Source organism: Micromonospora sp. NPDC049060 (assembly GCF_040649055.1).
In the GTDB taxonomy this organism is placed as follows: domain Bacteria; phylum Actinomycetota; class Actinomycetes; order Mycobacteriales; family Micromonosporaceae; genus Micromonospora; species Micromonospora reichwaldensis.
This window is the reverse complement of record NZ_JBEZEV010000059.1, coordinates 1-11,487: the sequence shown is the minus strand read 5'-3', so window position 1 is coordinate 11,487 and position 11,487 is coordinate 1. Positions and strand designations below refer to the sequence as shown.

Genomic DNA, 11,487 nt, shown 5'->3' with positions numbered 1-11,487 from the left:
GCGGGACGGGCCCGCCCCCGAAACGCCCGGGCGGTCAGCCCTTGTTCTTGATCTGGCCGTTCCAGTGGTTGATCCACTCGGTCTCGTTCTTGCCGATGACGTCCCAGTTGACGTCCAGCGGCTTGAGGCCGAGCTGGGCCAGCCACTCCGGCTTCTCGGCGATGTCCACGGCCGGGATCTGGTAGTAGTCCTTGGCCAGGTCGGCGCGGAGCTTGTCGTCGAAGAGGAACTCCATGAACTTCTGGGCGCCGGTCGTGTTGCCGCCCTTGACCGCGGCGATGCCGTCGACCAGCACCGGGGCGCCGGAGGCGGGCATCACGTAGCCGAACGGCATGTTCGACTGGTTGGCCTGGAGCAGGACGTCCTGCAGGTTCCAGGCGCTGAGCACGCCCTGCTGGCGGGAGAGCTTCAGGTAGAGGTCGGTCGGGTTGGCCGCGTACGCGCCGGTGTTGGCGTCGAGCTTCTTGAGCCAGTCGTAGCCGGGCTGCGGGTTGCTGCCGTCCGGGGACTGCCGCATGATCATGGCGGCGTAGATCGACCGCATCGTGCCGGACGCGGCCACGTCCCGGATGATGATCTTGTCCTTCCACTCCGGCTTCAGCAGGTCGTCCCAGTCCTTCGGGGCCTGCTCCGGGGTGAGCGCCTTGTTGTTGTACATGATGACCTCGGGGAGCAGGATCTCCCCGAACCAGCGGCCCTCGGCGTCCTTGTACTTCGGGTCCATCTTGGCGGCGAACGCCGGCTGCCAGGAGGTCAGCAGGTCCTCGCCGGCGCCGGCGGAGAGCCCCTGCTGGGTGCCGCCCCACCAGACGTCGGCCTGCGGGTTGGCCTTCTCGGCGCGGACCCGCTCCAGGATCTCCTGGGCGCCCAGGTTGAGGATCTCGACCTTGCCCTTGTACTCGGGGTACTTGGCGGTGAACTGGTCGACGACGTAGGTGGAGACCTTCTTGTCGCGGGCCGTGTAGATGGTCAGCTTCTCGGCGCTCGCGCCGCCGGCCGCGTCGTCACCACCACCGCCGCCGCCGCAGGCGGTGCCGGCGGCGAGCACGGTGGCGAGCGCACCGGCGAGGAGAAGTCGACGTCTCATGGGGTACCTCCGAGGGGTGTGGGGGGAACTGCGGTGTGCGTGGTGTGTGGTCAAGGAGTCGGCAGCAGGGTCGGCATGCCGGCGGCAGCCGCGGAGAGGGCGTAGCTGACCGCCCCGTGCAGCACCGCCCGGTCGCCGAGCACGGCCCGGCGCACCTCGGTGCTGCTCGGCGCGGCGGCGGTGACCAGCGCCTGGAGCCGGTCGACGGCGGCGTCGTCCAGGTGGGCGGCGGCCCCGCTGAGCAGCACCCGCCCGGGGTCGACGACGCAGACGCAGGAGACGATGAGCCGCGACCAGGCCGCGAGCACGTCGTCCAGGTAGGCGGCGGCCCGGTCGTCGATGGCCGCCAGCGCCACCAGGTCGGCCACGGGCGAATCCGGCCGCCGCCCGGGGGCCAGCGCCACCATCCGCTCGGCGATGGCGTTCTCCGACCAGCGGGCCTCGAACGGACCGATCCCGTCGTGGCCCCGGTCGGTCGGGTCCAGTGGCAGGAAGCCGACCTCGCCGGCGGCCCCGCCGGCGCCCCGGCGGACCTGCCCGTCGAGCACAAGGCCGGCGCCGATGCCGTCGGCCACGTGCAGCAGCAGCAGGTCGGCGACGTCGCTGCCCGCGCCGACGGCGTGCTCGCCGGCCGCCATCAGGTTCACGTCGTTGTCCACCACCACCGGCACCCCGAGCCGCCGCTGCACCGACTCCCCCACCGGCCGGCCCTCGACGAGGCCGACCGAGGGGGCCAGGCGCACGGCGCCGCCGGTGGAGATGCCGGGCGCGGCGATGGCCACCCCGCGCAGCGCCGGCAGCCCGTCGCCGGCGAGTTCGGGCACCGAGCGGCAGATGGTGTCGACGATGTCGCCGGCGAGCCGGACCGCGCGGTGGGCGATGACGGCGCCGTCGCTGTCGGCGATCTCGCAGCTGATCCGGGACGGCTCCAGGGAGACGGCGGCGACCAGCTCGGCCCGGGGGTTGAACTCCAGCATCGCCCGTGGTCGGCCGGTGCGGGAGGTCCCGGTCCCGGGCCCGCGCTCGATGAGGTACCCCTCGGCGATCAGCTCGCGCACGAGCGGGGTGAGCGTGGCGGGGCTCAGCCCGGTGAGCTCGGTCAGCTCGGCGCGGGAGAGCACCCGCACCTGGCGGGCGGTGGAGATCACGGACAACCGCTTGATCTCCTTCGACCGCTCCCGGCTCACCGGGCTCGTTGGTGGCGTCACCACGTCAGTCACACTTCCTTCCTACGGCGAACGAACTATCGAGTCAAGTAACGAAACCGTCTCGTTACCTTGCGGCCTCCTTCTTGAGCAGCAGAAACGCCCTTCCTTGGGCCTCGGGGAGGCCGCCGGACGGGCGCGCTCACCACCCGCAACACCTCGGACGGCGGGGGGTTAGTTTCTTTCGCAAATAAAGAAAGACCTTGCAAAGCATTGACGGGCCCTCGCGCCGGTCCCTAGCGTCACCGGGCGAAGGCCTTCCAGTGTGTACGGACCCCCGTGCCGCTGCGTACCTGAGGTGACGCCGGCGCTTCCTCGTGCCCCGGCGCCCCTGCCCGCCCTCTCACCGTCCGACCGCGACCCCCACGTCGACGCCCCGCGTCCGACGTCGCCGGCCGCTGCCCGGACCTCGCGTCACGCGAAAGGATTCGCATGCGTCTCAAGGCGTTCCTGCTACCCACGGCGCTCGCCCTGGCCCTGTCCGGGACACCGGCCGTGGCCCTCGCCGCACCCACCGACGCCCGGCCGACCGACGCCGTCGACCTGGACGTCCTCTTCGTCAGCGCGCACCCCGACGACGAGGCCGGCAGCCTCGCCACCCTCGGCCAGTGGAAGGAGAAGCACGGCGCCAAGGCCGGCGTCGTCACCATCACCCGCGGCGAGGGCGGCGGCAACGCCGTCGGCCTGGAGGAGGGCCCGCCGCTGGGCATCATCCGCGAGCGCGAGGAACGCACCGCGATCGGCCGCGCCGGGGTGGAGAACCTCTACAACCTCGACCGCGTCGACTTCTGGTACACCGCGTCCGCGCCCCTGTCCGAGCAGATCTGGGGGCACGACGACACCCTCGCCCAGATCGTCCGGGTGATCCGGCAGACCCGGCCCGAGATCGTCATGACGATGAACCCGTCGCCCACGCCCGGCAACCACGGCAACCACCAGCAGGCCGCCCGCTTCGCCGCCGAGGCGTTCCACGCCGCCGCCGACCCGAAGGCGTTCCCGGAGCAGGTCACCAAGGAGGGGCTCAAGCCGTTCCGGGCGGCGAAGTTCCTGCGTACGGGCGGCAGCGGCAGCTCGACGACCGGGCCGCAGTGCGCCACCGGCTTCGTGCCGGCCGTTCCGACCGACCAGGTGTTCGGCGTCTGGGAGGGCGCCCGCAGCGCCGGCGGCAAGACCTGGGCCGAGGTCGAGGTCGACGCCCGCCGGGACTACGTGACCCAGGGCTGGGCCAACACCGCCGCCGCCCCCACCGACCCCGCGAAGATCCGCTGCGACTTCTACACCCTGGTCGACAGCCGCGTCCCGTACGACCCGGCGGACACCTCGCCCGAGGCGATCCTGCGCGGCTCGGTCCTGCCCCCGGCCGCCGGTGGGCTGCCCAAGGGCACCGAGCTCTACCTGACCGCCGACCGGTTCGACCTCGCCCCCGGGCAGAGCGTCGAGGTCACCGCGCACGTGCGGGCGCCCGGCAACCGGGCCCTCACCTCGCCCCGGGTCTCCCTGCGGCTGCCGCAGGGCTGGACCGCCAGCGGCTCCGGTGCGGTGCGCGGCGCCGTACCGGCCGGCAAGGAGCGGACCGTCACCTTCACCGTGACCGTCCCCGCCGGCGCCGACACCAACGAGCAGCACCTCGTCGGCGCGTCCCTCACCACCGGGCAGGGCGCCGGCCGTACGGACCGCGCGGTCCGGGTGGTCGCCGACGTGCGCGGCACCCTGGAGCCGCTGCCCGAGGTGGGGCTGTTCCGCACCTGGGCCGGCGACAGCGGCTACCCGCAGCTGGACACCCTGATCAAGCCGGTGCTGACCCTCGGCTCCGGCAAGAGCCGGACGGTCCGGGTCGACCTGCGCAACCACGGCGAAACCGCTCAGAGTGGCACCGTCGCCCTCGGCCTGCCGGCCGGCTTCACCGCCGACGCGCCGACCAAGAGCTACGCGGCCCTGGCGCCGGGCGCGACCGGGGCGGTCACCTTCACCGTCACCAACAGCGACGCCAGCCTGCCGACCGCCAACGAGGGCGGCGACTACGGCATCACCATCACCACCACCAGCGCCGCCGGCAGCACCGTGGAGACCGGCGCCCTGGAGATCGTGCCGACCAGCGAGGTGCCGCACGCCGGGCACGACCACGCCGTCGACGGGGTGGCCTCCCCGGGCGAGTACCCCGGCGAGGACCTGGACCTGTCCCGCATCTGGGAGGGACAGGCCACCACGCCACAGGACGCCTCGGCCACCGGCCGGATCGCCTTCACCGAGGACGCGCTCGTCGTGTTCGTACAGGTCACCGACGACGTGCTCGGCAAGAAGGTGGTGCCGCAGGACTGCAAGCGGCAGCGGCGCACCGACAGCGTGGAGATCATCGTCGACCCGAAGGGGAACTCGACGGACACCTCCACCGTGTTCAAGGCGGGCATCTTCCCGGTCACCGACGACCCCGCCAACGGCGACCCGCCCTGCTGGCAGCGCGACGCCGACAACCGACAAGGACCGGGCGCCACGACCGCCCCGGGGATGACCGTCGTCAGCAAGGTCACCGCGCCGTACACCGGCTACACCATCGAGGCGCGCATCCCGTTCGCGGTGCTGCCCGACGCCATCGACCCGGCGCGGATGGGCTTCAACGTGCTGGTGTACGACTCGGACACCCAGGACCTCAGCTCCCAGTCCCGGCTGGGCTGGTCCACCTTCACCGGCGTGCGGGCCGACCCGTACCGCTACGGCCTGGTCACCCTGCCCGGCCTCACCCCGGCCCAGCGGCAGCCCAGTGCCCCGGTCTTCCCGGACACCGCCGCCCGCAGCGTGCACAGCCCGCAGACCATCGCGCAGTCGGCGGTGGACGGCGTGGCTCCGGCCGCCGTCACCCGGCTGCCCGAGCGGGCGCTGCGGCTGACCGACCAGCGGCAGGTGGCCGGCGGCGTGCGGGTGACCGTCCGGGCCGACCGCGCCGGCACGGTGTACCTGCACACCTGGGACGGCGACCGGTCGCTCGGTGAGCGTTCGGTGCAGGTGTCCTCCGGCCGGCCGGTGACCGTCGTGGTCCCGGCGACCGGTGGCACGCCCACCTCGGTCCTGGCGGCCTTCGAGGCCGGCGGCGCCGCGCTCGCCCGCCAGGTCCCGCTGGCCTGACCGGTGCGCGACGGGCCCCTGCCATCCGAGCGGACGGCAGGGGCCCGTACCGTCGTCGGGGCCGAGACTCCCCGGCGGCAGCGCGGTCTACAGGACGTTGCGCCTCAGCAGGAACAGCCCGAAGAGCACCCCGAACGCGACGACCACCGCCCTGAGCGGGCCCTCGGGGAGTCTGCGGAGCAATCGGGCGCCGACGTAGCCGCCGACGACGGTCGCCGGGGCGACGACTGCCACCCCCGCCCAGTTGACGGTGCCGAAGAGGACGTAGAGCACCACCGCCGTGAACGAGATGACGGCCGACAGCAGGTTCTTCAGGGCGATCGTCCTGGTGAGCGGCTCGTGCTGGAGGAGCGCCAGGCCGGCGACCAGGACGATGCCGAACCCGGCGCCGACGTAACCGCCGTAGAGGCCGCCCAGGGCGACGGAGAGTTGCAGGGCCGCCGGGTGTGCCCGCCGGTCCCGCAGCGCGGAGCGCCGGACCAGGCCGTCCAGCCAGCCCCGCAGACCGAGGACGGCCGACGCGGCGAGCACCAGGAACGGCACGATCATGTCGAAGACGCGGGTGGGCGTCACCAGCAGCAGCACCGACCCGGCGACGCCGCCGACGACCGCCGCGGGCAGGACGCGTCGTACGTCGCCGCGGGGCGGCAGGTCCCGGTACCCTCCGGCGACGCTCGCCACGTTGCCGGGGAAGACGGCGACGGTGCTGGTCAGCTTGGCGGTGAGCGGCGGGATGCCGGCAGCGATCAGCGCCGAGAAGGCGATCAGGGAACCGCCGCCCGCGACCGCGTTGAAGGCGCCCGTGGCGACACCGGCGGCGACGAGCAGCGTCGCCTGGATGGGATCCATCGGATCCCAGGCTAGTGGCGATGCCCGGCGGCGGGGCGGGTGTCGGCCGGGCCGCCCGGCCCGCAACGCGTGGGACGGTTCGGGGCCGGCCGGCGGTGGGCGCGACCCCCGGTGGGGCCGCGCGAAGTTCACCTTCTCCGGGTGAGGCGGTGGCGACGTTTCCGGGGAATGGTGGCCGGTGAGGAGGGTCGCGATGGCGGATGCCACCGAGGATTTCTTCCACGGCCTCGCGCGCCGTGGGCACGACCGCCGGCTCAGGGCGATCGACGAGGGCAGCGTGCGCTTCGACATCAGCCGTGACGGCCGGACCGCGCACTGGCTGGTCTCCATCGACAAGGGCGACGTCAGGGTCTCCGAGGAGGCGACCGGCGGGGACGCGGTCGTCGAGGCGGACCGGGCGGTGTTCGACCGGATCGCCAGCGGGGAGGCGTACTTCCTGACCACCGTGCTGCGCGGCGAGGCGGCCGTGGCGGGCAGCCCCCGGCTCTTCGCGACCGTCCGGAAGCTCTTTCCGCCGCCGCCCACGTCCCGGGACGCGCGCCGCCGGGGAGGCGGCCATGAGTGACGACCAGGTGGGCATCCTGGACGGCACCACGTTCCTGGTCTGCGACCGGGCCGGCGACATCCTCCCGTCGCCCGACACCCCGCTCGGCCTCTTCGCCCACGACACGCGCCTGCTGTCGAAGTGGGTGCTCACGATCGACGGGGAGCGGTTGAGCACCCTCGCCATCGACGACATCCACTACTTCGAGAACCGGTTCTACCTGGTCCCCGGCCACCAGGACGTCTACGTCAACAGCACGCTCTCCGTGCGGCGGGCACACACGCTCGACGCCGGCCTGCACGAGGAGCTGAGCATCACCAACCATGCCGGCCAGCCGGTCGACCTGACCGTCCGGGTCGAGGTGGACGCCGACTTCGCGGACGTCTTCGAGGTCAAGGACGCGACGGCGCGGAAGAAGGGCCGGCACTACCGGCGCGTCGACGACGGGCGCCTCGTCCTCGGCTACGAGCGGGAACGGTTCCGGCGGGAGACGATCGTCTCCGCGACGACGCCGGCGGAACTGGACGAGGACGGGCTGACGTTCGCGGTCCACCTCGAACCGCACGGCAGGTGGCGGACCAGGCTGACCGCGGAGCCGGACCTGCCGATGCCGCGAGGGCTGGAACGGCTCACGATTCCGGGACGGGCGCGCAGCCGGGACAAGGAGCGCCGGCTCAAGGACTGGCTGGCGGAGGCGCCCCGGCTGGAATCCGGCTTCGAGCCCCTGCGCGGCGCGTACCGGCGCAGCCTGATCGACCTGGCCGCGCTGCGGTTCAGCCCGTTCCTCGCCGAGGACCGGAGCGTGCCGGCCGCCGGCCTGCCCTGGTTCATGAGCCTGTTCGGCCGGGACAGCATCCTCACCAGCCTCCAGGCGCTGCCGTTCGCGCCCGATCTCGCCGCCACCACCCTCAGGGTGCTCGCGCTGCGGCAGGGCAGCCGGGTCGACGACTTCCGGGAGGAGGAGCCCGGCCGGATCCTGCACGAGATGCGGTACGGGGAGATGAGCGTGTTCGAGGAGACGCCGCACACTCCCTACTTCGGCAGTGCCGACGCCACTCCCCTGTTCCTGGTGCTGCTCGACGAGTACGAACGCTGGACCGGCGACGCCGCGCTCGTCCGCTCGGTCGAACAGGAGGCGCGGGCGGCGATCGACTGGATCGACGACTACGCCGACCTGACGGGCAGCGGCTACATCTCCTACGAGCGGCGCAACACCCGCAACGGCCTGGAGAACCAGTGCTGGAAGGACTCCTGGGACGGCATCTCGTACCAGGACGGGCGGCTGCCCGGCTTCCCCCGGGCGACCTGCGAGCTGCAGGGGTACGCGTACGACGCGAAGATGCGCACCGCCCGGCTCGCCCGGACGATCTGGGACGACCCGGCGTACGCGGACCGGCTGGAACGGGACGCCGCCGAGCTCAGGCAGCGCTTCAACCGCGACTTCTGGGTCGCCGACGGGCAGTACATGGCCCTCGCGCTCGACGGTGACGGCCGCCAGGTGGACGCGCTGTCGTCAAACATCGGCCACCTGCTGTGGAGCGGCATCGTCGACGAGCCGAAGGCCGCCGCCCTGGCGCGACACCTGATGTCGCCCGCGCTGTTCAGCGGCTGGGGGGTGCGCACGCTGGCCGAGAGCGCGAGCCGCTACAACCCGATCGGGTACCACGTCGGGACGATCTGGCCGTTCGACAACTCGTTCATCGCCTGGGGCCTGCGCCGCTACGGGTACGCCGACGAGGCGGCCCGGATCGCCGCCGGGATCCTGGACGCGGCGGCCTTCTACGACGGCCGGCTGCCCGAGGCGTTCGCCGGCTACCCCCGGGCCGAGACCAAGTATCCGGTCAACTATCCCACCGCGTGCAGCCCGCAGGCGTGGTCCGCCGGGGCCACCCTGCTGCTGTTGCGCACGATGCTCGGGCTGCAACCGGTCGGCGAAGACCTCGTGATCAGGCCCGCTCTGCCCGCTAGTCTCGACTTCGTGGCGCTGCTGGACATTCCCGGGCGGTGGGGGCGCCTCGACGCGTACGGCAGAGGGCCGGCCGGCGCGGGCGGACGCGGCCACCAGCCGGCGCCGCAGCAGCTCTCCGCCCCGTGACGGGAGGGACGATGCGAGAACTCGACCCGATGCGGACAGCCGTCGTCGGCGTCCACTGGCAGCACGAGGTCGTCAGTCCCGACGGGGTGTTCGGTCCGTTCTTCGCCGCGCAGGTCTCCCGGCACCGCGTCGCCTCGTACGCGGCGCAGGTCGCCGCGGCGGTGCGCGCCAGTGGCGGCCTCGTCATCTACACGCGGGTCGCGCACCGGCCCGGATACCCGGACCTCATCCCCAACACGCCCAGCTTCGCCATGCTCCGGGAGCGGCAGGCCTTCCTCGAGGGCGCGCCCAAGGCCCGGATCGTCGACGAACTCGCGCCGGAGGCCGGCGACGTCGTCATCACCCACGTCCGGCTCACCGGCTTCTTCGGCAGCGAACTCGACACCGTGCTGCGGCGCCGGGGCGTGGACACCGTCCTGTTCACCGGCGTCGCCACCAACCTCTCCGTCACCGGCACCGCGTTCGAGGCGGTCAACCTCGGCTACCGGCCGGTGGTGGTCTCCGACGCGTGCACCGCCGCGACCGACGAGGCGCACCGGGCGAGCCTGGAGACGCTGGGGCAACTCGGCGAGGTGGTCACCACCGCCGAGGCCGTCGACCGCCTGTCGAGGTGAGCAGTCGGGCCGGGCCGCCCGTCGCCCGGCGGCCGCCCCGGCCGGGCCGCTCCGGTGGGCGGCCGGCCAGCCCCGACAACTGCCCGGACAGCCCCTAGCCCGGCCCGTTTGCATTGACGACGGACGTGCCGCGCTGGCAGCATCCGGCGCATCATGATCAAGGAAAGCGGTTGGTCAGCGCCCCCCGTCCCCGCCCGGCCGTCCGGCCAGCCCGCCGGGGGCGAGCCACACCACGCGGACCTCGTCCATGAGGCGATCGGCCGGCATCCCGCCGACGCGGTGGCGCTGGGCACGGACGACGCCCTCGTCACCTACGGGGAGTTGCGCGCACGCAGCAACCGGCTGGCCCGGCACCTGCGGGCCACCGGGGTACGCCGAGGCGACCTCGTCGCCGTCCTGCTGCCCCGCGGTGTCGACGGGATCGTCAGCGTGCTGGCGGCGCTCACCGCCGGCGCGGCGTACCTGCCCATCGACGCGGGCTACCCGCCGCAGCGGGTCCGGCACATGCTCACCGACTCCCGGGCGCGGGTGCTCGTCACCGTACGGTCGCTGGTCCGGCCCGACCTGGTGGTTGCGGGCACCCCGGTCGTCCTGCTCGACGACGACCGGGCCACGCTCGCCGCGTACCCCGACCGCCCGCCGGCCGTGCCGGTCGGCCCGGGTGACCTCGCCTACGTGATCTACACCTCCGGGTCCACCGGCCTGCCGAAGGGGGTCATGGTCGAGCACGGCTCGCTGCGCGGGCTGGCCCGGTGGCGGGCCGACGCGGAGCGCCTCGGTCCCGACGACCGCTGCCTGCACCTGTTCTCCCCCGGCTTCGACGCGTCGGTGTGGGACATCTGGGCGCCGCTGGTGGCCGGCGCCAGCCTCTGGATGCCCGACGACGCGACCCGCGTCGATCCCGACCGGCTGGTGGACTGGCTCGCCGCGCACGCGATCACCTCGGCGACGCTGCCCACCCCGCTCGCCGAGGCCGTGCTGACCCGGCCGACGCCGCCCGACGGGGCACTGCGCATCCTCGGCGCGGGGGGCCAGCAGCTGCTGGCCCGCCCCCGCCCCGAGCACACGTTCACCACCGTCAACCTGTACGGGCCCACCGAGGCCACCGTGCTGGCGATGGCCGGGGAGGTGGCGGTCGAGGGCGACGGCCCGCCGTCGCTCGGGCATCCGGCCGCGGGCGCCACCATCCGGCTGCTCACCGACGACCTGCGTCCGGTGCCCGCCGGCAGCCTGGGCGAGGTGTTCATCGGTGGGCCGGGCGTGGCCCGGGGGTACCACGACCGTCCCGCCCTGACCGCCGAGCGCTTCCCGCCCGACCCGTACGGGCCGCCGGGCAGCCGCCTCTACCGCACCGGCGACCTGGCGCGCCAGCTACCGGACGGCACCTACCACTTCGCCGGCCGGGTCGACGACCAGGTGAAGCTGCACGGCCACCGGATCGAGCTGGGCGAGATCGAGAGCGTGCTGCTGCGTCATCCGGGCGTACGGGCCGCCGCCGTCGGGCTGCACGAGGGCACGGCCGGCCCCCGGCTCGTCGGGTACGTCGTGCCCGAGGCCGGCCCGGACGACGTGGCGCTCGCCGAGCACGCGGCCCGGTACCTGCCGGCGACCATGGTTCCCGCCGCGTGGGTCCGGCTCGCCGCCCTGCCGCTCACGCCGCACGGCAAGCTGGACCGGGCCGCGCTCCCCGCACCGGCGGAGCGGGTCGGCGAGGCGCCCCGCGACGACCTGGAGCGGCGGGTGGCCCAGGTGTGGGCGGAGGTGCTCGGCAGGTCGCCGGGCCGCGACGACAACTTCTTCTCCCTGGGCGGGCACTCGCTGCGGGCAACGATGGTCGCCGTCCGGCTGCGCGAGCGGTTCGGGCTGCCGATCTCCGCCGCGATCGTGTTCGAGGCGCAGACCGTGGCCGCGATGGCCGACCGCCTACGGGACGAAGTGCTGGCCGATCCGACGACCGCCGGCGGCGAGAACGA

8 protein-coding genes are annotated in these 11,487 nt (G+C 73.6%); 5 read left to right on the top strand and 3 right to left on the bottom strand.

Going from position 1 to position 11,487, the window contains the following annotated elements; genetic code table 11:
- Positions 1 to 34: 34 nt before the first annotated feature.
- Positions 35 to 1,087: an extracellular solute-binding protein gene (locus tag AB0B83_RS20340; protein WP_357579509.1), complete on the bottom strand. Its 1,053-nt coding sequence runs from the start codon at positions 1,085 to 1,087 to the stop codon at positions 35 to 37.
- Positions 1,088 to 1,137: 50 nt separating this feature from the next.
- Positions 1,138 to 2,307, bottom strand: coding sequence for an ROK family protein (locus tag AB0B83_RS20335; protein WP_357579508.1), 1,170 nt, complete (start codon positions 2,305 to 2,307; stop codon positions 1,138 to 1,140).
- Between the two features lie 417 nt (positions 2,308 to 2,724).
- Here AB0B83_RS20335 and AB0B83_RS20330 point away from each other — a divergent pair, with 417 nt between their 5' ends.
- Positions 2,725 to 5,412 (top strand): PIG-L family deacetylase, encoded by a 2,688-nt coding sequence (locus AB0B83_RS20330; RefSeq protein ID WP_357579507.1) that lies wholly within the window; start codon positions 2,725 to 2,727, stop codon positions 5,410 to 5,412.
- An 87-nt stretch (positions 5,413 to 5,499) separates the two neighbouring features.
- Here AB0B83_RS20330 and AB0B83_RS20325 read toward each other — a convergent pair whose 3' ends face one another.
- Complete coding sequence (locus AB0B83_RS20325) at positions 5,500 to 6,261, bottom strand: sulfite exporter TauE/SafE family protein (RefSeq protein WP_357579506.1); 762 nt, start codon at positions 6,259 to 6,261, stop codon at positions 5,500 to 5,502.
- Between the two features lie 193 nt (positions 6,262 to 6,454).
- Here AB0B83_RS20325 and AB0B83_RS20320 point away from each other — a divergent pair, with 193 nt between their 5' ends.
- The 4 genes from AB0B83_RS20320 to AB0B83_RS20305 form a co-directional block, all read left to right on the top strand.
- Positions 6,455 to 6,826, top strand: a complete 372-nt coding sequence (locus tag AB0B83_RS20320) for an SCP2 sterol-binding domain-containing protein (protein WP_357579505.1) — start codon at positions 6,455 to 6,457, stop codon at positions 6,824 to 6,826.
- Complete coding sequence (locus tag AB0B83_RS20315) at positions 6,819 to 8,900, top strand: glycogen debranching N-terminal domain-containing protein (protein ID WP_357579504.1); 2,082 nt, start codon at positions 6,819 to 6,821, stop codon at positions 8,898 to 8,900. Before AB0B83_RS20320 ends, AB0B83_RS20315 begins: the two co-directional genes overlap by 8 nt.
- A gap of 11 nt (positions 8,901 to 8,911) precedes the next feature.
- Complete coding sequence (locus AB0B83_RS20310; RefSeq protein WP_357579503.1) at positions 8,912 to 9,514, top strand: cysteine hydrolase; 603 nt, start codon at positions 8,912 to 8,914, stop codon at positions 9,512 to 9,514.
- A gap of 153 nt (positions 9,515 to 9,667) precedes the next feature.
- Positions 9,668 to 11,487, top strand: a 1,820-nt coding sequence (locus AB0B83_RS20305; RefSeq protein WP_357579502.1) for a non-ribosomal peptide synthetase, incomplete at its 3' end; no start/stop codon positions are given.

Coding starts and splice junctions, on each gene's coding strand:
- AB0B83_RS20340 (WP_357579509.1), bottom strand. CDS start 1,087: ATGAGACGTCGACTTCTCCTCGCCGGTGCGCTCGCCACCGTGCTCGCC.
- AB0B83_RS20330 (WP_357579507.1), top strand. CDS start 2,725: ATGCGTCTCAAGGCGTTCCTGCTACCCACGGCGCTCGCCCTGGCCCTG.
- AB0B83_RS20325 (WP_357579506.1), bottom strand. CDS start 6,261: ATGGATCCCATCCAGGCGACGCTGCTCGTCGCCGCCGGTGTCGCCACG.
- AB0B83_RS20320 (WP_357579505.1), top strand. CDS start 6,455: ATGGCGGATGCCACCGAGGATTTCTTCCACGGCCTCGCGCGCCGTGGG.
- AB0B83_RS20315 (WP_357579504.1), top strand. CDS start 6,819: ATGAGTGACGACCAGGTGGGCATCCTGGACGGCACCACGTTCCTGGTC.
- AB0B83_RS20310 (WP_357579503.1), top strand. CDS start 8,912: ATGCGAGAACTCGACCCGATGCGGACAGCCGTCGTCGGCGTCCACTGG.